This is a genomic window from Nocardioides sp. cx-173 (assembly GCF_021117365.1).
Lineage (GTDB): Bacteria > Actinomycetota > Actinomycetes > Propionibacteriales > Nocardioidaceae > Nocardioides.
Window position 1 is genome coordinate 48,850 of the sequence record NZ_CP088262.1, and the last position, 19,652, is coordinate 68,501.

The following is a 19,652-nucleotide window of genomic DNA, read 5'->3' on the forward strand; positions in this document are numbered from 1 at the left end:
CGGATCCCCGGCCGGCCGGGTGCTCATCCCGCCTCCGTACCCTGGAGGGGTGCGTGCCTTCCTCACCCCCCGGATGATCGGCGCCCACCTGCTCGCGCTGGTGTGCGTGGGGATCGCCGGTGGGCTGGGCGTGTGGCAGTTCGACGCCTGGCAGCGCACGCGGGCCGCCGAGGCCAAGGACCTGACCCAGGTCGAGCCGGTGCCCCTGACCGACGTGATGGGCAGCGACGACCCCTTCCCACCTGGCTACGTCGGGCACCCGGTGGAGGTGTCCGGCACCTGGCTGCCGGACTCGACGGTGTTCGTCTCCGGTCGCGAGGTCGACGGGGTGGAGGGATTCTGGGTGGTGACGCCGCTCGCCGTCGGCGACGCGGACGCCCCGGCCCTGCCCGTCGTACGCGGCTGGTCGCCGACGACCGAGGACGTCCCCGCGCCGCCGACCGGCACCGCCGACCTCGTCGCCTGGCTGCAGCCGACCGAGGGCACCGGGCAGGTCGACGACGACCCGCGCGACGACGTACTGCCGCAGATGCGCACGGGTGACCTGGTGCAGCACGTCGACCAGGACCTCTACGGCGCCTACGGCGTCGCCACCGAGCCGCTCGACGGCCTCGAGCCCGGGACCCTCGAGCAGCTGCCCTCCCCGGGCAGCCTCACCGGCCTGCGCAACTTCCTGTACGCCCTGGAGTGGTGGGTCTTCGGCGCGTTCGCGGCCTTCATCTGGTGGCGTTACGTGCGTGAGGAGTCGCTCACCCCGGAGCCGGAAATCGCAGAGGACCGGGTACGTTCGGAGGTGTGAACGGCACTCTGACCCGCTACCGCGTGATGGCCACGATCGTGGGGATCCTGCTGATCGTGCTGATCCTGGTGGGGATGCCTCTGAAGTACCTCTTCGAGGACGGCTCCGGCGCCCAGGAGCTCGGCGCCTGGATCACCACCAACCTCGGCGTGGCCCACGGCTGGCTCTACATGATCTTCCTCGTGACGGCGTTCCTGCTCTCCCGCAGAGCCGGCTGGGACCTCGGCTTCACGATCGTGACGCTGCTGTGCGGCACGGTCCCGGTGCTGAGCTTCTGGGCCGAGCACCGCGCGACCGCCCGGGTGCGCGCCGAGCACGCTGACGAGCTCACCGCGCACACCAGCGCGGTCTAGCCCGTGACGACCGCGTTCGTCCTCGGTGGGGGCGGGGTGCTGGGCGCGGTCGAGGTGGGCATGCTCAGGGCGCTGTTCGAGCACGACGTCGCGCCCGAGCTGGTCCTGGGCACCAGCGTCGGCGCCCTCAACGGCGCCCTGGTCGCGCGCGAGCCCACGCTGGACGTGGTGCCCCGCCTGCTCGAGCTCTGGCGCGGGGCGAGCGAGTCGGGTCGCGAGGTCTACGGCGACAAGCCGCTGCGCACGGTACGGCGGGCGGTGGCCACCGGCACCCACATCTTCTCCGCCGAGCCGCTGACCCAGCGGCTGCGCGACGAGCTCGGGGACGTCACCTTCGAGGAGCTGCCGGTGCGGCTCCAGGTGGTCGCGGCCAGCATCGAGCGCGCAGCCGAGCACTGGTTCGACTCCGGCCCGGTGGTCGACGCCGTGGTCGCGAGCGCCGCCGTACCCGGCCTGCTGCCGCCTGCCCGGGTCGGCGACGAGCACTTCCTCGACGGCGGGATCGTCAACTCCATCCCGCTCGGCCGGGCCGTCCAGCTCGGCGCGACCCGGGTCTTCGTGCTGCAGGTGGGCCGCATCGACCGGCCGCTCGCGGTGCCGCGCCGACCGTGGGAGGTGGCCCGGGTGTCCTTTGAGATCGCGCGGCGGCACCGCTTCGTACGCGAGCTCGCCGAGCTGCCCGACGGCGTCGAGTGCCACGTCCTGCCGGCGCGAGGCACGTCCGCCCGCGACGACACCCTCTTCGGCACCCGCGACTTCCGCACCGTCGAGGCCCGGATCGAGCGGACCTACGAGGCCGCCCGCGACTACCTGGACGAGCACCTGTGAGCGCCGCATGATCCGCGTCGTACGGCGGGTGGTGGTCGCGCCCGCCGTGGTGCTGCTCGCCGTCCTGCTGTGGCTGACGCTGCCCTGGTGGCTGGTCGTCGCGGCCGCCGTGTCACTGCGGCTGCCTGGCCGGTGGCGGGCGCTGCGGCTGGCCTGGGTGGTCGTCCTCTACCTGAGCATCGAGGCGTTGATGCTGGCGGTCCTGCTGGGGCTGTGGCTGGCCAGCGGGTTCGGGCGCCGCCTCCGCACGCCGTACTTCGAGGGGATCCACTACGACCTGGTGCAGGGCGTGATGTGGGTGTTCTTCCGCGAGGCGAAGCGGGTCCTCAAGCTGAGCATCGAGACCGACGGCCCGACCCCGGACGCGCACCCCGGGCGGCCGATCCTGGTCGCGTGCCGGCACGCCGGGCCGGGCGACTCGTTCACGCTGGTGCACGCGCTGATGCACTGGTACGGCCGCGAGCCGCGGGTCGTGCTCAAGGACACGCTGGCGTGGGACCCGATGATCGACGTGGTGCTGCGCCGGATCCCGGCCCGCTTCATCTCGCCCAGCCCCGGCGCCGGTGAGGACCTCGAGAGCCAGATCGCCACCCTGGCCAGCGACCTGGACGAGAACGACGCCTTCGTGATCTTCCCCGAGGGAGGCAACTTCACCCCGGCGCGGCGGCAGCGCGCGATCGACCGGCTCCGCCGGATCGGGATGGAGCGGATGGCCCAGCGAGCAGAGGCGATGACGAACGTCCTGGCGCCCCGGCCCGGCGGCTTCCTCGCCGCGCTGGACGCCGCGCCCGAGGCCGATGTGGTGCTGGTGGCCCACACCGGGCTCGACCACCTGCTCACCGTCGGCGACCTGTGGCGCGAGCTGCCGATGGACAAGCGGATCGTGATGCGGTGGTGGACCGTGCCGCGCGACGAGATCCCCGCCGGCCGCGAGGAGCGCATCGAGTGGCTCTTCGACTGGTGGCAGCGCATCGACGACTGGATCGAGGCCTACGCCGCCGCCCCCGCCGACCCGTCAGCAACGTCACCGAAATGACGCTGACCCGTCACGAAGCTCGTGACGGGTCAGCGTGGTGCGGGTCAGGTCAGGACTTGGGGTCCTGCACCTCCACGACCTCGGCCGGGTCGTCGGGGGTGGTGACGGGGTGCGGGGCCTCGGCGGCGTCGGCCAGAGCCTCGTCGGGCGAGGAGCCGCCCGGGTCGTCGGTGGGGATCGGGTCCGTGGCGGGGGCCTCGTCGGCGGGAGCCTCGGTCGGGGCCGGCGGAGGAGTCGGCACGTACGACGACTGCCAGTTGTCGGCCGCGGAGTCGCTGCCCTGCAGCTTCTTCGCGACGAACGCGACCGCGCCGGCGATCGCGGCGAAGAGCACGAACTTCTTCAGCTTGCCGCCCTTCTTGGGCTCCGGCTCGCCCTTGAGCTGAGCCACCTTCGCGTCGGCGGCCGCCTTGGCGCTCGCCGCCTTCTCGCTCGCCAGCGCCGCGCCCGTGGCGATCAGCGGGGCCGCCTTGTCGCGTGCCTCGCTGGCGGCGGCCGAGGCCTTCTCGCGGGCGTCGGCGAGGACCGGGGCGGCCTTCTCGCGAGCGTCGGCGATCACCGGAGCCGCCTTGTCGCGGGCGTCCAGGAGCGCGGGTACGGCGGTGTCCTGCACGAACTCGCGCGCCGACTCGTAGGCCGCCTCCACGTGGGGCTTGGCCGCCTCGACGTACTCGTTGGCCTGGTCCATCAACGTCTTCTTCTTGCGCAGTCCCATCGAGCGCTCCTTCTGTGGGGTGTTGCCATCCCACCATGCCGGTGGTGACGAAGCCACCCCCAGGGGGGTGACCTGCTCCACCCCGCCTTGCGACGCGTGCGAGGATCGATCCCGCAAACCGGCGTACCCGCACCTCCACGCGCCGGCACACTCCAGGCGAAAGGCAGTCATGGCTGAGCAGCAGGCCATCCTCAAGACCAACCGGGGCGACATCACCGTCAACCTGTTCCCGAACCACGCGCCCGCCACGGTCGAGAACTTCGTCGGGCTGGCGACCGGTGAGAAGGACTACGACGCCGGCAACGGCCGCACGGGCAAGTTCTACGACGGGCTCGGCTTCCACCGCGTCATCGAGGGCTTCATGATCCAGGGCGGCTGCCCCCTCGGCACCGGCACCGGCGGACCCGGCTACACGTTCAAGGACGAGATCCACCCCGAGCTCGTCTTCGACAAGCCCTACCTGCTTGCGATGGCCAACGCCGGGCCCGGCACCAACGGCTCGCAGTTCTTCATCACCCTCGGCGCCACGCCGTGGCTCAACGGCAAGCACACGATCTTCGGCGAGGTGGCCGACCAGGCCTCCCGCGACGTCGTGGACGCCATCGGGTCCACCCCCACCGGTGCTGGCGACCGCCCGCTCGACGCGGTCGTCATCGAGTCGGTCGAGGTCGTGGGCTCCTGAGCGAGCGCCCCGCGCCCGTCCCCGGGGCGCCGGTATCCACGTGCTACCGGCACCCCGGGCGGGAGTCCTACGTCCACTGCCAGCGCTGCGGCAGGATCATCTGCCCCGACTGCATGCACCAGGCCTCGGTCGGCTTCCAGTGCCCCGAGTGCGTGGCCGAGGGCGCCAAGGGCACCCGCAGTGCCCGCACGGCGTACGGCGGTCTGCGCTCCAGCAACCCCGGCGCGACCACGATCACGCTGATCGCGATCAACGTGTTCGTGTGGGTCACGATCGTGGCCACGGGGTGGAAGGGCAGCCAGCTGATCGACTGGCTGGCGCTCAGCCCCCTGGGCACCTGCTTCACCGCCGACGGCGGCGGCTACTGGCCCGACCTGACCGAGGCGACGTGCACCGCCCCGGGCATGGAGTTCGTGCCCGGCGTCGCCGACGGCTCCTACTGGCAGCTCGTCACCAGCATGTTCGCGCATGTCGAGATGTGGCACATCGCGTTCAACATGGTCGCGCTCTACGCGCTCGGCCCCCAGCTGGAGCTGGTGCTGGGCCGGGCCCGCTTCCTCGCGCTCTACCTGCTCTCCGGCCTCGCCGGCTCGACCCTCGTCTACTGGCTCGCAGGCGAGCACAGCGCCACGCTCGGTGCCTCCGGCGCCGTCTTCGGGCTCATGGGCGCGCTGCTGGTGGTGGCGTTCAAGGTGGGCGGCAACCTGCAGTCGCTGCTCACCTGGATCGGCATCAACGTCGTGATCACCGTCATCGGCGCGCAGTTCATCTCCTGGCAGGCGCACCTCGGCGGGCTGGTCGGCGGCGTCGTCATCGCGGCGGCCCTGGTCTACGCGCCGCGCCAGAACCGCACCCAGTTCCAGGTCGGGGCGCTGGTCGTCCTGGCCGCGCTGCTCGCGGTCGCGGTCGTCGTCCGCACCGCCGTCCTCACCGCCTGAGCCCCGCGCCCTGCTGTCCGCGCCGCTCCCCGGCCCGCTCTCCACAGGGTTCTCCACAGCTGTGTAGAACCACACGGGTGTAACTCGTCCACACTTGTGGAGATACTTGTGGAGAGGGCGGGCTCGGGGCGTGGGTCACGCGGCGTGCGGGCGCAGCGCGGCGAGGTCGCGCCCGTGCTCGGTGGCCAGGGCCGCCGCGGCGGCGCGCATGTCGTCGGCGAGTCCGGCGAACTCGTCCAGCGCCGGGTTCTCGCCCACGAGGGAGAACTCCTCCTCGACCGAGCGCAGGTCCAGCCCCCACACGTCCTCGAGGATGCGGCGCATCCAGCCGGTGGCGTGGTCCCACCCCTCGCGCGGGGTGCCGGCGCCGTAGGCACCGCCCCGCACCGTCGCGAGGACGGCCGGCTTGCCGGCGACGGCCGTGGTGCTCCCCGCCGCCATGCGGGGGTCGGTGATCACCAGGTCCACGTAGGTCTTGAAGTGCTGGGACACCCCGAAGTTGTACAGCGGCACGGCGAAGAGCAGCGCGTCCGCGCCGACCAGCTCGTCGACCAGCCGCGCCGCCAGCGCGGTCGCGTCGGCCTGCGCGGCCGTCCGGTCGCCTGCGGGCAGGACACCTCCCGCGACCGCGTCTGCCCACGCCGTCGCGGGGAGGGGCTCGGTGCCGAGGTGGCGGCGTACGACGTCGCTGCCGGGGTGGACGCGCGACCACTCACGCTCCACGAGGTCGCCGAGGGCGCGGCTGTGCGAGCCCTCCACGCGGATGCTGGCGTCGAGACGGAACAGGGTCATCAGGAGCTCCTTGGTAGTTGTTCAACCTTGAAATAAGTTACCACGAGTATTTCAACCTTGAAATGACTTCCAGGTAGGATGGCGTCACCACGAGCCGGGAGGTGCGATGACGGACCAGGCGGAGCCGCGCTGGCTGTCGCAGGAGGAGCAGCACGCGTGGTTCGGGGTGACGGCGATCATGTGGTCGCTGCCCGGACCGCTGGATGCTCAACTGGAGCGCGACAGCGGCCTCAACCTGTTCGAGTACTTCGTGCTCGGCTCCCTGTCGATGTCCCCTGGAAGGCAGCGTCGGATGAGCGAGATAGCCGCCCAGTCGAGCGCCAGCCCGTCGCGGGTCTCCAACGTCGTGGCCAGGCTGGAGGGGCGGGGCTGGGTGACCCGGCGTCCGGACGAGCACGACCGGCGCAGCACCATCGCGACGCTCACCGAGGCGGGCTGGGACAAGGTGGTGGCCGCCGCGCCGGGCCACATCGCCGAGGTACGCCGGCTGCTGATCGACGGGCGTACCCCCGAGCAGCTCGCTGTCCTGCGTGATGTCGGCGTGTCGGTCGCGCGCCAGGCGCTCGGCGACCGGTGCGCCGACAGCCTGCTCCCCGAGGCTCCGTAAGAGGGCCCGACCCGCCCGGAGGGCAGGCCCGGGAGGTCACTCCCAGCGCGTGGCGTAGGTGAAGCCGACGGCCATGAACGCGATGCCGACGAAGAGGTTCTTCTGGCCCAGGTCGTTGAAGACCCAGACGCGCGAGGGGTCGTCGCTGATGACGTAGAAGGTGCAGATCCACAGCAGGCCGAGCAGGAAGCAGCCCAGCATGCCGACGACGACGCCACGCCCACGACCGAGCGGGGTGGAGGGGTGCGCGGCGAGGATCAGGCCGAGGAAGAACGCGCCGAAGCCGATCAGGTAGTTCCAGTCCTCCAGGTCGGCCATGAACTTCGGCTTCCCGTCCGGGGGAAGGGGCGGCTCGGCGCGGACGGCCGTGTAGTAGTACGCGATCCACGCGATGCCGAGGAGCATCAGCAGCACGGAGACCACGAAGCGCGGCGTGAGCAGCTTGCCCCTCGGGTCCGCGAAGGGATCGGTGGCCTTGAGCTTGGGCACGTTCTGCTCCTCGTCGGGTGGCGCCTCCATGACGTCTCGCCACGGGTCGCGGGCTACCTTAGTCGCCATGACGCCCGGTTCCCACGCGAGCCCCTCGGGCCCCGAGGAGCCGCAGCCACGCCCTCGGCGCGGCCTGTGGCGCATCGGCACGCCGGTCGTCGTCCTGCTCAGCGGCTGCCTGTTCGCCGTCAGCGCGTACAACAGCGAGGGCACCGACCTGCGCCCCGGCCGCTACACCGACCTGGCGGCGCTCGTGCAGACCCAGGCCACGCAGTACGACACGCTCAAGGGCCGCCTCGACCGGCTCAACGCGGAGGTGGAGTCGCTCAGCGCGGGCGTCAACGACCGTACGGTCAACAAGCTGCGCCGCCAGATCGAGACCCTCGAGGACCCCGCCGGCCTGGAGCCGCGCAGCGGGCAGGGCATCACCGTCACCCTCTCCGACGCCCCCGAGGACGTCATCAACTCGACGAGCCGCGCGCTGAACCTGCTCGTCGTGCACCAGCAGGACATCCAGGCCGTCGTCAACGCGATGTGGCGCGGCGGTGCGAGTGCCGTGACGATCCAGGGGCAGCGGGTGGTCAGCACCACCGGCATCAAGTGCCACGGCAACGCCGTGCTCCTCCAGGGCGTGCCCTACGCCCAGCCCTACGTCATCCAGGCCGTCGGCGACCCGAGCACGCTCAGCGACACCGTGCTCGGCGACGTCGACGTCGACTACTACCTGCAGCGCGCCGAGCTGCCCGACATCTCCGTCGGCTGGGACCTCGAGACCGAGGACGCGGTCGCGGCGCCGGCCTACGACGGCCTGCTCGACCTGCAGCACGCCGAGGTGCTGCGCAAGCAGGAGGACTCCTAGCGACGCCCCCCGCGGCTGGGCAGCGGGATCGTCGGGTCGGTGGGGAGGTCGGTCGGTGGTGCCTCGGTCGGCTCCGTCGGCTCCGTGGGCAGCGTGGGGGTCGGCTCCACGTAGGTCGAGACGAAGATGATCACGTCGGCGCCGTCGTCGGCGAGCGTGCCCTTGCCGGGGATCTGCTCGACCACGGTGCCGGCCGGCTCGGTCGACGTGGGGTCCTCGCGCACGACCGGGTTGAAGCCGGCCTGGCGGATCTTCTCCTCGGCCACCGCCTGCGAGTCGCCCACCACGTCCGGCACCTTCTCCTGGCCGTCGGAGTAGTAGATCGTGACGGTGCTGCCGACCGGGACCTCCTGGCCGGCCGGCGGGTCGGTCTCGAGCACCTCGTTGCGGTCCTCGTCGGAGTCGCGTTCGACCTGGCGGACGTTGAGCTTGAGCGCCTTGAGCTGGGCGACGGCGTCCTTGCGCAGCTGGCCGACGACCGAGGGGACGCCCACCAGCGGCTTGCCGTTGGAGATCACCAGGTCCACCGCGGTCCCGGGGTCGACGAACTGGTCGGTGTTGGGGTCCTGGCTGATGACGTGGTTCTCGCGCACCGTGTCGTCCGGCGCGTACGACACGTCGCCCTTGGCCAGGCCGGCGTCGGCGATCTCGAGGAGCGCCTCGTCGTAGGTGAGCCCGACCAGTCGCGGCACCTGGGTCTGCTCCGGCGGGCTCTCGAAGAGTCGCGGGATGAAGGCCGCTCCGGCGACGATGAGGACCAGGGCGAGGATGCCGAGGAGCCACAGCAGGCCCGTGCTGCTGCCGCGCTCCTCGTCGCTGTCCGCGGGCAGCGGCGGGCGCGGCGCGACCGCGGTGGGGAGCGTCGTCGTCGGCGCGACCGCCGTGCCGGCGACCATGGTGTGGTCCGGCGGCGGTGGGGCCGTCGCCTGGACCGGCACGCCGGCGAGGTAGCGCTCGATGTCGGCGCGCATCTCGGCGGCCGACTGGTAGCGGTCCTCGAGCCGCTTGGCGAGCGCCTTCATGACGATCGCGTCGACCTCGGGCGGCAGCTCGGTGTCGTGGTCCGACGGCGGGGCCGCCTGCTCCCGCACGTGCTGGTAGGCCACGGCGACCGGGCTGTCGCCGACGAACGGCGGCCGCCCGGTGAGGAGCTCGTAGAGCAGGCAGCCGGTGGAGTAGACGTCGGAGCGGGAGTCGACGGTCTCGCCGCGGGCCTGCTCGGGGGAGAGGTACTGCGCGGTGCCGACCACGGCCGCGGTCTGGGTCATCGTGGAGGAGGCGTCGCTGATCGCCCGCGCGATGCCGAAGTCCATCACCTTCACGTCGCCGCTCGGGGTGAGCATGACGTTGCCGGGCTTGATGTCGCGGTGGATGATCCCCGCGCGGTGGCTGTAGTCCAGGGCGGAGAGCACGCCGCTGGTGATCTCCAGCGCCCGCTCGGGCAGGATCTTGCGCCCCTCGCGCAGGATGTCGCGCAGCGTGCGGCCGGCGACGAACTCCATGACGATGTAGGGCTGCGCCACGCCGGAGCCGTCGCTCGCCGGCTCCTCGCCGGTGTCGTAGACCGCGACGATGGAGGGGTGGTTGAGCGACGCGGAGGACTGCGCCTCCCGGCGGAAGCGCGCCTGGAACGTCGCGTCGCTCGCCAGGTCGGTCCGCAGCCGCTTGACCGCGACCACGCGGCCCAGCCGCGTGTCGATGCCCTTGCGGACCTCAGCCATGCCGCCGCGGCCGAGGAGCTCACCGAGCTCGTACCGGCCGCCGACCACTGTCGGCTGTGAGTTGCTCATCGGGTGGAGTCTCCCTCGGGGTTCTGCTCGCGCTGGTCGGCGGACGACTGCGAGGCGTTCGCCGAGGACGGGGACGTGGCGGGCTCGCTGGTCGCGGTCTCCGACGGCGTCTCGCTCGGGGTCTCGGACGGCGTCGGCGACGGCGTCGGGGACGGGGTCTCGCTCGGGGTCGGCGAGGGGGTCTCGGTGGGAGTCGGCGACGGGGTCTCGGACGGCGTCTCGCGCGTGGGGGTCGGCTCGGGCTCCTCCGACTCGGGCTCGCTCTCGCTCGGCTCCCGCGACGGCGTCCGGTCGGCGGTGGGCTCGGACGTGGGCGCCTGGGACGGCGGCGTGTCGTCGGGCTCGTCGTCTCCACCGGTGACCAGCAGGAACACCGCCGCCGCGGCCGCCACGAGCAGCAGCACCGCCAGGATGATCCCCCACGGCCGGCGGCGGTCGTCGGGAGAGGGCGGCGGCACCGGCGTCGCGACCGTGGGCTCCGGCCCGGCTGCCACCGGGGCCAGCACCTGGGTGCTCTGCGTGGCCGGCGCGGCCAGCAGCTCGGTGGCCGGATCGCGCAGCGCCGCTGCGAACGCCGCCGCGTCGGGGTAGCGCTGCTCGGGGTCCTTGCTGAGCGCCCGGCGTACGACGGCGGCGAGGTCGGCCGGCACGTCGTCGGGCAGGTCGGGCACCGGCTGCTGCAGGTGGGCCAGGGCGGTCGCGATGGGCGACTCCGCCTCGAACGGCCGGTGGCCGGCGAGGCACTCGAACGCGACGACCCCGAGCGAGTAGACGTCGGAGGCCGGCGTCGCGGGGTTGCCGCGCGCCTGCTCCGGCGAGATGTACTGCGGCGTGCCCATCACCTGGCCGGTCTGGGTGATGCCGACGCCGTCGGCGGCGCGGGCGATGCCGAAGTCGGTGATCTTGATCGTCCGGTCCGGGGTCACCAGCAGGTTGGCCGGCTTGATGTCGCGATGGACGATCCCGGCCCGGTGGGCGACCGCGACCGCGTCGGCGGCCTGCGCCAGCAGGTCGCGGGCCACCTCGGGGTCGAGCGGGCGGCCACCGCGCAGCAGGTCGGAGAGCGGCTTGCCGTCGACGAGCTCCATCACCAGGTAGGGCCGCGGGGAGCCGGAGCCGTCGGCGTCGCCCGGCAGCATGGCCTCGCCGAAGTCGTAGACCCCGGCGATCCCCGGGTGGTGCAGGGCCGCGGCATGCTGCGCCTCGGCCTCGAAGCGGGAGCGGAACGTCGGGTCGTCGGCGTACTCGTGCTTGAGCAGCTTGACCGCGACCTCGCGGCCCAGCGTGGTGTCGGTCGCGCGCCACACCTCGCCCATGCCGCCCGTCGCGATGCGGGAGTCGAGGCGGTAGCGGCGCGCGTCGTCGGCGAACCGCTCCGGCGTCTGGGGGGTGCCCGTGGTGCCGTCGCTGTCAGTCATCGATGATCGCCTCCATCACGGCCTTGGCGATCGGCCCGCCGAGCTGGCCGCCCGCGATCTCGCCGCGCGGGATGTCGGCCGACTCGATCATCACCGCGACCGCGACCTCGGGGTCCTCGGCGGGTGCGAAGGACACGAACCAGGCGTACGGCGGCACGTCGTCCTGGCCGCTCTGGGCCGTGCCGGTCTTGCCTGCGACGGAGACCCCGTCGATGGCCGCCGGCGACGCGGTGCCGCTGTCGACGGTGGCGACCAGCAGCTGGGTCAGGTCCGCGGCCGTGGCCGACGACACCGCCTGGGACAGCTCGCTGCTCTCGGTCTTCTCGAGGACGTCGTACTCGGCCGACTGGACCTCGTCGACGACGTAGGGCCGCATGACCACGCCGTTGTTGGCGATCCCGGCCGCCACCATGGCCATCTGCAGCGGGGTGGACCGCACCTCGAACTGCCCGATCCCGGCCTGCCCGGTCTGCGGCGGATTCATCTCGGTCGGGAAGTCGGACTTCGCCTGGGGGTTCAGGTCCTCGAGGTAGACGCTGTTGAAGCCGAACGCCTCCGCCTGCTTGGCCATCGCCTCCGCGCCCACCTCGACGGCGAGCGCCGCGAAGGTGGTGTTGCAGGAGTTCTCCATCGCCTGCTCGAACGGGATGCGACCGCTGCCGCAGTCGCGTCCCTCGTTGTCGATGAGGCCGCTCTCGCCGGAGGTCTGGGGCAGCTGGTAGGTGGCTCCGCCCGGCACCAGGTCGTCGGCGGTGTAGCCGCCGCTCTCGATCGCGGCCGCCGCGGTGACGAGCTTGAACGTCGAGCCCGGCGGGAGCGTCTTCTGGATGCCGCGGTTGAGCAGCGGCTCGGACTCGTCGGCGAGCAGCCGGTCGTAGGTCCGGGTCACCTCCTCCAGGTCGTGGGAGGCGAGCCGGTTGGGGTCGTAGGTCGGCAGCGACACCATCGCGAGGATCTTGCCGGTGCCGGGGTCGAGCGCCACGACCGATCCCTCGACGTTGCCGGGCAGCGCGTTGAGGCCGTCGTAGGCGGCGGTCTGGGCCTCGGGGTCGAGCGTGAGCTGGACGCTGCCGCCCTTGTTGGCCTTGTTGGTCAGCAGGTCGACCAGCTTGGTGACGAACAGGCGCGGGTCCTCGCCGGAGAGCACCTCGTTCTCGGAGCGCTCGATGCCGGTCTGGCTGAAGAAGGAGAAGTACCCGGTGACGGGGGCGTAGCGGAACGGCTCGGGGTAGACGCGCTGGAACTCGAAGCGATCGTCGCTCGGCACGCTCTCGGCGACCGGCTCGCGCCCGACCAGGATCGCGCCGCGCTCGCGTGAGTACGACGCCTCGATCACCCGGCGGTTGCGCGCGTCCTCGTTGAGCTCGTCGGCCTTCCAGAACTGCAGGTAGGTCGCGTTGAGCATCAAGGCGACGAACAGGAAGAGGCAGAAGATCGAGATCGTGCGGATCGGTTTGTTCACGAGCGGTACCCCCTCCCGATGGCCGTGGCGCGCGGTGCTCTGCGGGATGCCTCGCCAGGCGCCGGAGTGAGGCGATGTGGGGTATCCGCGATCGACGGCAACGCAGCGAGGCGCCCGCGGGGCGCCGCGCGGTGGGTCAGCGGGAGGGTGGTGCCGCTCATAGCTTGATCACCTGGGTGGACTGCTCGTCGGGGACGTCGTCCGCACCGGACAGGTCCGGGATGGGGCGCCGGGCCTGGTCGGAGATGCGCAGGAGCAGCGCGATGATCACCCAGTTGGCCACCAGGGACGAGCCGCCGTAGGACAGGAACGGGGTGGTGAGGCCGGTGAGCGGGATCAGCCGGGTGACCCCGCCGACGACGACGAAGACCTGCAGCGCGAAGACGCCGGCCAGGCCGGTCGCCACCAGCTTGCCGAAGCCGTCGCGCGAGATCAGGGCGCTGCGCAACGCGCGCTCGACGATCAGGCCGTACATGAGCAGGACCGCGATGATCCCGGTCAGGCCCAGCTCCTCGCCGATCGCGCCCATGATGAAGTCGGACTCCGCGTAGCTGATGCGGGTCGGGTCGCCCTCGCCGAAGCCGCGCCCGATCAGGCCGCCCCACGCCATGCCGAACATGGTCTCGACGATCTGCCGGCCGCGGTCGTCGGTGCCCTCGCCGTAGTGGGAGAACGGGCTGATCCACAGGTCGACCCGACTCTGGACGTGGGCGAAGATCCGCGACGCGGCGAACGCGCCCACCAGGAACAGGCTGCCGCCGACCAGCAGCCACCCCGGCCGCTCGGTGGCGACGTAGAGCATGATCAGGAACAGCCCGAAGAAGAGCAGGCTGGAGCCGAGGTCCCTCTGGAAGACCAGGATGCCGAGGCTGACCAGCCACATCACGAGGATCGGCCCGAGGTCGCGACCGCGCGGCAGGTCGACGAAGAGCACCCGCCGCCCCGCGAGCGCGAGCGCGTCGCGGTGCAGGACGAGGTAGCCGGCGAAGGCGACGACCAGCAGCACCTTGGCGACCTCGCCGGGCTGGAAGCTGAACGGGCCGACGCCGATCCAGATCTTGGCGCCGTTGATGGTCTTGCCCACGCCCGGGACCAAGGGCAGGAGCAGCAGCAGGATCGCCAGCATCCCGAAGGTGTAGGTGAACCGGGTCAGGACGCGGTGGTCGCGCAGCAGCACCAGGGTCGCCACGAAGAGCAGGACGCCGAGCGTCATCCAGGTCAGCTGCTGGCGCGCGAACGTCGTGCCGTCGGCGAGGTCGAGGCGGTGGATCACCGCCAGGCCGAGGCCGTTGAGCGCCGCCACCACGGGCAGCAGCACCGGGTCGGCGTACGGCGCGACCAGGCGGACCGCGACGTGGGCGCCGATCAGCAGGGCGGCCAGCCAGCCGCCGTAGCCGAGGATGTCGACCGGCACCTTGCCCTCGACGCCGATCCCGACCGCGGCGTAGGCGCCGATGCCGACGCCGAGCGCGAGGACGAGCAGGAAGAGCTCTGCTCCCCGGCGGCGGCGGTGGACGAACCCCATCAGGGCGGACTGCTGCGACGACTGGGACATCGGCTCAGCCCGCCCCGTCGGTGCTGTCGGTGCTGTCGGCCGGCGTCATCTCGGAGGAGAGGTTCTGCACGGTCGCCCGCGCCGCCTCGAGGTCGCCGACCTCGATGCCCTCGCGGACCCGCCGGGCGTCGTACTCGCTCAACCGGTCGAGCTCGACGTCGCTGGTCTGGTAGAGGTCGTAGAGGTCCAGACCGGGCAGGTCGGTGTCGACGCCGCGGTAGATGACCACGCTGCCGTCGTGCTCGCCGACGAAGTACTGGTCCTGGCTCCAGGAGTACGCCGCGGCGACCGCGACCCACACGATGCCGACCACGACGACGAGCGCCAGCAGGCGCTTGAGCCACTGGAAGCGCGAGGGCGGGATCGGGGCGTAGCGAGCCGCCTCCGGGTCGACCGGGCGCGAGCCGCCGGGGATCTCCTCGTCGATCGGGTCCAGCTCGCCGGTGTCGCCGGCGCGGTGGCCGCGGAAGAGGCTGCCGCCTGCCTTGCCCCGCGGGGCTCGGCGGCGCAGCTCGGCCGCCGCGCCCACGAGCAGCGGCTCCAGGGCCTCGTAGGACGGGTCGGCCGTGGCCGCCTCGTCGGTGACCACGTCGGCGACCAGGCAGGTCACGTTGTCGGAGCTGCCGGCCTCGAGGCTGGCGCGGACCAGCTCGACGGCGGCGAAGTCGGGGGTGCCCATGGAGAGGATGTCGGCGAGGCGGCCGTCGTCCAGCACGCCGGACGCGCCGTCGCTGCACAGCAGCAGGCGGTCGCCCTCGACGAGCTCGATCATGAACAGGTCGGGGTCGGCCTCCTGCATCCCGTCGAGCGCCTTGAGGATCAGGTTGCGGTGCGGATGGACCCGCGACTCGGCCTCGGTGATGCGCCCCTCGTCGATGAGCGACTGCACGAACGTGTGGTCCTTGGTGAGCTGGGAGAGCTCCCGGTCACGGAACAGGTAGGCCCGGCTGTCGCCGACGTGGCCCATGCCGACCCGGGCGCCGTCGAAGAGCGCGACCGTCGCGGTGGTGCTGGTGCCGTCGATGGCGGGGTCGGCGTCGACGAGCTGGCCGATGCGCAGGTGCGCCTCGTGTAGGGACGCAGCGACCCGGTCCAGCAGCGTCGAGCCGGTGTCGTCGGCGGGCGGCTGGTCCAGCTCGCGCAGGGTCGAGATCGCGGTGGCGGACGCGATGTCGCCGCGTGCGGCGCCGCCGACGCCGTCGCAGACCGCGAGCAGCCAGGGGCCGGCGTACCCGGAGTCCTGGTTGTCCTTGCGGACCCGACCGACGTCGGAGATCGCGGAGTAGTGCAGGCGCAGGGAGGACGAGGTCACTTGCGCAGCTCCAGGATCGTCTTGCCGATCCGGACCTGGGTGCCGAGCGTGATCGTGGTGGGCTGGGTGATGCGCACGGACCCGATGTAGGTGCCGTTGGTGGAGCCGAGGTCCTCGACGAACCACTGGTCCCCCGACGCGGCGATCCGGGCGTGTCGCGTGGACACGTAGTCGTCCTCGAGGCGGATCGCGGCGTCGGAGCCGCGGCCGATGAGGATCGGCGCGTCGGCCAGGGCGGCCGTGGCACCGCTGTTGGTGCCCGAGGTGACGACCACCTGCGTCGGTGCGCCGCGCCGCTTCTTGGGCGGCTTGGTCTGCTTGGGCTGGCTGCCGCGCCCGGTCGTGCGCGCCCCCTCAGGGACCCGCGCGCCGAACATGTCGGAGCGGATCACCGAGATCGCCGACAGCACGAAGATCCACAGGATCGCCAGGTAGGCGATGCGGACGAGGAACAGCGTCAGCTCAGACATCGACGTCCTCCCGGAGCACGCGCACGGTCATGGTCGTGTGCCCCACCTTCACCCGGGAGCCGTCGCGCAGGGTCGCGTGCGGCACCTTGCGGTCGTCGACCAGCATGCCGTTGGTCGACCCGAGGTCGTGGACCTCGATCTCCAGGCCGTCGCCGATCCCGGAGACGGTGAACTCGACGTGGCGGCGACTCACGCCCGGGTCGTTGATCCGGACGTCGGCCTCCGTGCCGCGCCCGATGACCAGGCCGGGAGGCTGGAGCGGGTGCTGGGTGCCGTTGACGTCGAGCACCGCCCGCGCCCGGCGTACCTGGGTGTAGGAGGCGTTGCCCGTGACCGAGGCCTGGGCCGAGCTGCGGATCCGGAACCGGCCGGTCGTGAGGTCCTCGGCGGCCTCGAAGTCCAGGTGCACCGGCCCGGTGAAGACGTAGCCCTGCGCGTCGGCGTGCTCCTTGAGCTGGCCGATGAGCTCCTTGGCCATCGCGTCCTCGTACGTCGAGAGCCGGTCCAGGTCGCTCTGGGACAGCTCCACGTGGAAGTCGTTGGGCACCAGCCGCCGGTCGCGGGACAGGATCTGGGCGTTGTTGTCGCACTCGCGCTGGAGCGCGGCCGCGATCTCCACCGGCTGCACCGCGGACCGGAAGGCCCGGGCGAACGCGCCGGAGATCATCTGCTCGAGTCGTCGCTCGAACCGTTGCAGGCCCCCCACGTCCCCCTCCTTCCGCCGACACGCCAGACATGGCGAACGTCCCGTCCTCGAGACGGGGTCCGATCGATCGTATCGGTGCGACACCCCTCCCCGGTGCACCCTCCGGCCCGGTTTGGGGTCCAAAGCACCCCTGGGATAGCCTTGCCCGGCCTACTTGCGCGAGTGGCGGAACGGCAGACGCGCTGGCTTCAGGTGCCAGTGTCCGAAAGGGCGTGGGGGTTCAAATCCCCCCTCGCGCACATGAAGAAGCCCCGGATCCTCGGATCCGGGGCTTCGTCGTCTCCGGGGCCGCCTCGGGTAGGCCGTCACCTCGACTGAGACGCGAGTGGTCTGCGCTGGTCAGGCGCGGTCGGTGCCCTTGGCGCGGTTCAGGTAGGTCAGGAGCACCCCGCCCGAGTAGACGGCGACCGCGCCGGCGATCAGCGGGGCGGTCGCGGAGACCCCGTCGACGAAGAGCCCGCCTGCGGCGGCCCCGATGGCGATGGCGAGGTTGCAGACCGTGACCACGACCCCGCTGACCTGCTCGATGCGGGTCGGCTGGGTCCGGGCTCCCCAGCTGAGCACGGTGGTCGGCATGCCGCCGAAGCCGAAGCCCCACAGGGCGGCCGCGACGAAGAGGACTGCCGCTGCTCCGCCCGACAGGCTGGTGGCGAGCATGCCGGTCGCCAGCACGACGGGGAACAGGAAGAGGCCGGTGCGCGGGGAGCGGTCGGCGAGCGGTCCGGCCAGCAGGGAGCCCAGGAAGTTGGCGACCCCGAAGGCGAGCAGGAGAGCCGCGAACGACCCGCCATCCAGGTCCGCGACGGCGTCCGTGGCGGGACGGATGTAGGTGAAGCCGCTGAAGTGTCCGCCGAAGACCAGCAGGATCCCGAGCAGGCCGGCCAGGACGATGGCCGAGCGGAGCACGTCGATGAGGGCTCGGACGCTGCTGGTCGTGCCGGGCGCGACGTGGGGAAGGGTCGCGGCCTGGGCGACCAGTGCGAGCGCGGCGGCGGCGGCGCCGATGACGAAGACCGCTCGCCAGCCCCAGACGTCCCCGAGGTAGGCGCCGAGGGGTACGGCGGCGACGGTCGCGAGGGCGACGCCGGAGCTGATGACGGTGAGTGCCCGCCCGAGGTGATTCTCGTGGACGAGTCGGGCGGCCACGGCGGTCGCCATGGCCCAGAAGCCACCGATCGCGACGCCGAGGAGGAGCCGAGCGAGGAGCAGCACGGTGAGGTTGGGTGCCACGGCGACGACCACGTTGGACACGACGGCGAGCAATGTCAGTCCGATCATGACGCGCCGACGGTCGGCGCGGGGGAGGAGCACCGAGATGAGCAGCGCCGAGGCGGCACCAGCGAACGCGGTGACGCTCACGGCCTGACCGGCCGCGCCGGCCGAGACGTCGAGGTCTTCCGCCATCCGCGGCAGCAGGCTCGCCGGCAGGAACTCGGCCATGATCAGCGCGAAGATGCCGAGGCCGAGGGCGAGGACCCCCGGCCAGTTCTCCGCCTTGGTCGTCGGTCCGGTGGGGGCTGTCTGGGTGGTCATGGTGCTTCCTTCGCAGGGTGGGGTGGGTGCGCGGCAGTACTGCCGCTGGGAGGGGTGAGCGGGTGGCTCAGAGAGCGATGCGCAGCCCGGTCCGGGCGGACTGGGAGATGGCGTCCAGGAGTCGGTGGCGGACCACCGCGGCCGAGAAGTCAGGAACCACCGACGTGCCTGCGCCGAGCCGCTGCCGGATGCCGGCGTAGGCGTGCGCGAGGGAGTGGATCGCGGTCCCCTTCAGCTCGGGGAAGGCGTCGTACCCCTCGGGCAGGGCCATGGACTCGAGGGGTCGCCCTCGCCGTCCGCCGCGGATGGTCAACGGGGCGATGTGCGGGTGGTTGCCCGCCGAGGCCTCGAGGGTGCCCTCCGTGCCGTCGATCACGAGGGAGAAGCCGGGCCGAGAGGCCGTGCCTCCCCGTTGGTGGGCAGAGAGGACCGCACCGCCTGCGAGGGTGCCCGAGATCGCGATCTGGTCGTCGCCGGTCATGGGTGCCAGCCGCCCCGTCGGGGCGACGGGGACCTGCCGGTGGTGCGTCGCCGCGGTCGCCACGACGTCGCTCAGCTCGCCGAGCACGCTCAGCACGGGGTCGATCGCGTGGCCCAGCCCGATGCTGATCATCGTGGCGCCCTGCTCGCGGTCGAGCAGGTACTCGGTGTCCTCGGAGACCGGTGAGCCCCACTCCGAGACCCGCGAGAGCACGGTCGCCGACAGCACCCGTCCGACGTACCCGTCGCCGACGAGGTCGGCCAGCAGGCGGAACTGCGGCGACGAGCGTCCGTGGAGGCCCACGAACGTGTCGAGCCCCGCGGCCCGTCCGGACATCTCCACCGCCTCGGGATGGCTGACCGCGAACGGCCACTCGCAGAAGATCGGCTTGCCTGTGTCGGCGGCGGGCAGCACCAGCTCGCGATGGCGCGGCGTCTTGACGGTGAGGACCACGAGGTCGATGTCGTCCGCGGCGGCGAGATCCACGACCGTGGGGTACGCCGGGGCGCCGTACCGGTCACCGGCGGCCCGCGAGGACGCGGGAGAGCCGGCCACCAGGCCGCGCAGCTCGAACCCGCCTGCCGCGCTCATCGCCGGCAGGTGTGCGGTGGCGCCCCAGCCGCCGCTCGCGCTCAGCCCGACGACACCGACGCCGACCGGCTCGCGTGCCGCTCGACCGGCAAGGCTGGGTCGGGTCCCGGTCCGGACGGCACCCAGGGGGCTCCTCGGCGTCATGGCGTGCTCCTCGCGTTCGGGGACGACGCTCGTCGTCGGGAGGAGAACCGGCGCCTCACGGCTTTCTATTCCGATCGGTACAAAATAAGTGC

The 19,652-nt window shown here is 72.1% G+C and carries 20 protein-coding genes and 1 tRNA gene; 9 read left to right on the plus strand and 12 right to left on the minus strand.

The window, feature by feature from the left end:
* Window positions 1–49 precede the first annotated feature (49 nt).
* From LQ940_RS00190 to LQ940_RS00205, 4 genes are read left to right on the plus strand one after another with little or no spacing between them, the layout of a single operon-like run.
* Entirely contained in the window at window positions 50–799 is a 750-nt protein-coding gene (locus LQ940_RS00190) for an SURF1 family protein (protein ID WP_231241218.1), read from the plus strand.
* Complete coding sequence (locus tag LQ940_RS00195) at window positions 796–1,152, plus strand: DUF3817 domain-containing protein (protein ID WP_231241217.1); 357 nt, start codon at window positions 796–798, stop codon at window positions 1,150–1,152. Before LQ940_RS00190 ends, LQ940_RS00195 begins: the two co-directional genes overlap by 4 nt.
* Before the next feature lie 3 nt (window positions 1,153–1,155).
* Window positions 1,156–1,980, plus strand: coding sequence for a patatin-like phospholipase family protein (locus tag LQ940_RS00200; RefSeq protein WP_231241216.1), 825 nt, complete (start codon window positions 1,156–1,158; stop codon window positions 1,978–1,980).
* Window positions 1,981–1,987: 7 nt separating this feature from the next.
* On the plus strand, window positions 1,988–3,016 hold the full coding sequence (locus tag LQ940_RS00205; RefSeq protein ID WP_231241215.1) for a 1-acyl-sn-glycerol-3-phosphate acyltransferase: 1,029 nt from the start codon (window positions 1,988–1,990) through the stop codon (window positions 3,014–3,016).
* 49 nt (window positions 3,017–3,065) lie between these two features.
* Here LQ940_RS00205 and LQ940_RS00210 read toward each other — a convergent pair whose 3' ends face one another.
* A complete protein-coding gene (locus LQ940_RS00210) occupies window positions 3,066–3,731 on the minus strand; it encodes a DLW-39 family protein (RefSeq protein WP_231241214.1) in 666 nt (221 codons plus the stop codon).
* A gap of 169 nt (window positions 3,732–3,900) precedes the next feature.
* Between LQ940_RS00210 and LQ940_RS00215 the strand changes: the two genes are divergently transcribed.
* Together LQ940_RS00215 and LQ940_RS00220 are read left to right on the plus strand one after the other, a co-directional pair.
* Window positions 3,901–4,413, plus strand: a complete 513-nt coding sequence (locus LQ940_RS00215; protein ID WP_231241213.1) for a peptidylprolyl isomerase — start codon at window positions 3,901–3,903, stop codon at window positions 4,411–4,413.
* Window positions 4,414–4,526: 113 nt separating this feature from the next.
* Window positions 4,527–5,351, plus strand: coding sequence for a rhomboid family intramembrane serine protease (locus tag LQ940_RS00220; protein WP_231241212.1), 825 nt, complete (start codon window positions 4,527–4,529; stop codon window positions 5,349–5,351).
* A 135-nt stretch (window positions 5,352–5,486) separates the two neighbouring features.
* On the opposite strand, the gene LQ940_RS00225 is transcribed toward LQ940_RS00220, so the two are convergent.
* The gene (locus LQ940_RS00225) at window positions 5,487–6,143 is read right to left on the minus strand and encodes an FMN-dependent NADH-azoreductase (RefSeq protein WP_231241211.1); all 657 of its coding nucleotides are present in this window, start codon (window positions 6,141–6,143) and stop codon (window positions 5,487–5,489) included.
* A gap of 106 nt (window positions 6,144–6,249) precedes the next feature.
* Between LQ940_RS00225 and LQ940_RS00230 the strand changes: the two genes are divergently transcribed.
* The gene (locus LQ940_RS00230) at window positions 6,250–6,750 is read left to right on the plus strand and encodes a MarR family winged helix-turn-helix transcriptional regulator (protein WP_231241210.1); all 501 of its coding nucleotides are present in this window, start codon (window positions 6,250–6,252) and stop codon (window positions 6,748–6,750) included.
* A 36-nt stretch (window positions 6,751–6,786) separates the two neighbouring features.
* On the opposite strand, the gene LQ940_RS00235 is transcribed toward LQ940_RS00230, so the two are convergent.
* Window positions 6,787–7,308 (minus strand): cell division protein CrgA, encoded by a 522-nt coding sequence (locus LQ940_RS00235; protein ID WP_231241209.1) that lies wholly within the window; start codon window positions 7,306–7,308, stop codon window positions 6,787–6,789.
* Here LQ940_RS00235 and LQ940_RS00240 point away from each other — a divergent pair.
* On the plus strand, window positions 7,307–8,098 hold the full coding sequence (locus LQ940_RS00240) for a DUF881 domain-containing protein (RefSeq protein ID WP_231241208.1): 792 nt from the start codon (window positions 7,307–7,309) through the stop codon (window positions 8,096–8,098). The genes LQ940_RS00235 and LQ940_RS00240 overlap by 2 nt on opposite strands.
* Here the strand turns inward: LQ940_RS00240 and pknB are convergent.
* The 7 genes from pknB to LQ940_RS00275 all read right to left on the minus strand — a co-directional run bounded on the left by pknB (window position 8,095) and on the right by LQ940_RS00275 (window position 16,811).
* Window positions 8,095–9,888 (minus strand): Stk1 family PASTA domain-containing Ser/Thr kinase, encoded by a 1,794-nt coding sequence (pknB, locus tag LQ940_RS00245; RefSeq protein ID WP_231241207.1) that lies wholly within the window; start codon window positions 9,886–9,888, stop codon window positions 8,095–8,097. The two genes, LQ940_RS00240 and pknB, sit on opposite strands and share 4 nt — an antisense overlap.
* A complete protein-coding gene (locus LQ940_RS00250) occupies window positions 9,885–11,306 on the minus strand; it encodes a serine/threonine-protein kinase (protein ID WP_231241206.1) in 1,422 nt (473 codons plus the stop codon). Before LQ940_RS00250 ends, pknB begins: the two co-directional genes overlap by 4 nt.
* Window positions 11,299–12,768, minus strand: a complete 1,470-nt coding sequence (locus tag LQ940_RS00255; RefSeq protein WP_231241205.1) for a peptidoglycan D,D-transpeptidase FtsI family protein — start codon at window positions 12,766–12,768, stop codon at window positions 11,299–11,301. Before LQ940_RS00255 ends, LQ940_RS00250 begins: the two co-directional genes overlap by 8 nt.
* Before the next feature lie 157 nt (window positions 12,769–12,925).
* Complete coding sequence (locus tag LQ940_RS00260; protein ID WP_231241204.1) at window positions 12,926–14,323, minus strand: FtsW/RodA/SpoVE family cell cycle protein; 1,398 nt, start codon at window positions 14,321–14,323, stop codon at window positions 12,926–12,928.
* 4 nt (window positions 14,324–14,327) lie between these two features.
* A complete protein-coding gene (locus tag LQ940_RS00265) occupies window positions 14,328–15,635 on the minus strand; it encodes a PP2C family protein-serine/threonine phosphatase (protein ID WP_231241203.1) in 1,308 nt (435 codons plus the stop codon).
* Entirely contained in the window at window positions 15,632–16,105 is a 474-nt protein-coding gene (locus LQ940_RS00270; protein ID WP_231241202.1) for an FHA domain-containing protein FhaB/FipA, read from the minus strand. Before LQ940_RS00270 ends, LQ940_RS00265 begins: the two co-directional genes overlap by 4 nt.
* Complete coding sequence (locus LQ940_RS00275) at window positions 16,098–16,811, minus strand: FhaA domain-containing protein (RefSeq protein ID WP_231241201.1); 714 nt, start codon at window positions 16,809–16,811, stop codon at window positions 16,098–16,100. Before LQ940_RS00275 ends, LQ940_RS00270 begins: the two co-directional genes overlap by 8 nt.
* 156 nt (window positions 16,812–16,967) lie before the next feature.
* Between LQ940_RS00275 and LQ940_RS00280 the strand changes: the two genes are divergently transcribed.
* Window positions 16,968–17,050 (plus strand) — tRNA-Leu (locus LQ940_RS00280).
* Window positions 17,051–17,150: 100 nt separating this feature from the next.
* On the opposite strand, the gene LQ940_RS00285 is transcribed toward LQ940_RS00280, so the two are convergent.
* Both LQ940_RS00285 and LQ940_RS00290 read right to left on the minus strand, forming a co-directional pair.
* Window positions 17,151–18,344, minus strand: a complete 1,194-nt coding sequence (locus LQ940_RS00285) for an MFS transporter (RefSeq protein ID WP_231241200.1) — start codon at window positions 18,342–18,344, stop codon at window positions 17,151–17,153.
* A gap of 67 nt (window positions 18,345–18,411) precedes the next feature.
* On the minus strand, window positions 18,412–19,560 hold the full coding sequence (locus LQ940_RS00290; protein ID WP_231241199.1) for a Gfo/Idh/MocA family protein: 1,149 nt from the start codon (window positions 19,558–19,560) through the stop codon (window positions 18,412–18,414).
* Window positions 19,561–19,652: the final 92 nt, after the last annotated feature.

Bases quoted from the DNA above. Each gene is read 5' to 3' on its own strand.
- LQ940_RS00205 (WP_231241215.1), top strand. From the start codon at position 1,988: ATGATCCGCGTCGTACGGCGGGTGGTGGTCGCGCCCGCCGTGGTGCTG.
- LQ940_RS00210 (WP_231241214.1), bottom strand. From the start codon at position 3,731: ATGGGACTGCGCAAGAAGAAGACGTTGATGGACCAGGCCAACGAGTAC.
- LQ940_RS00215 (WP_231241213.1), top strand. From the start codon at position 3,901: ATGGCTGAGCAGCAGGCCATCCTCAAGACCAACCGGGGCGACATCACC.
- LQ940_RS00220 (WP_231241212.1), top strand. From the start codon at position 4,527: ATGCACCAGGCCTCGGTCGGCTTCCAGTGCCCCGAGTGCGTGGCCGAG.
- LQ940_RS00225 (WP_231241211.1), bottom strand. From the start codon at position 6,143: ATGACCCTGTTCCGTCTCGACGCCAGCATCCGCGTGGAGGGCTCGCAC.
- LQ940_RS00230 (WP_231241210.1), top strand. From the start codon at position 6,250: ATGACGGACCAGGCGGAGCCGCGCTGGCTGTCGCAGGAGGAGCAGCAC.
- LQ940_RS00240 (WP_231241208.1), top strand. From the start codon at position 7,307: ATGACGCCCGGTTCCCACGCGAGCCCCTCGGGCCCCGAGGAGCCGCAG.
- LQ940_RS00235 (WP_231241209.1), bottom strand. From the start codon at position 7,308: ATGGCGACTAAGGTAGCCCGCGACCCGTGGCGAGACGTCATGGAGGCG.
- pknB (WP_231241207.1), bottom strand. From the start codon at position 9,888: ATGAGCAACTCACAGCCGACAGTGGTCGGCGGCCGGTACGAGCTCGGT.
- LQ940_RS00250 (WP_231241206.1), bottom strand. From the start codon at position 11,306: ATGACTGACAGCGACGGCACCACGGGCACCCCCCAGACGCCGGAGCGG.
- LQ940_RS00260 (WP_231241204.1), bottom strand. From the start codon at position 14,323: ATGTCCCAGTCGTCGCAGCAGTCCGCCCTGATGGGGTTCGTCCACCGC.
- LQ940_RS00270 (WP_231241202.1), bottom strand. From the start codon at position 16,105: ATGTCTGAGCTGACGCTGTTCCTCGTCCGCATCGCCTACCTGGCGATC.
- LQ940_RS00285 (WP_231241200.1), bottom strand. From the start codon at position 18,344: ATGACCACCCAGACAGCCCCCACCGGACCGACGACCAAGGCGGAGAAC.
- LQ940_RS00290 (WP_231241199.1), bottom strand. From the start codon at position 19,560: ATGACGCCGAGGAGCCCCCTGGGTGCCGTCCGGACCGGGACCCGACCC.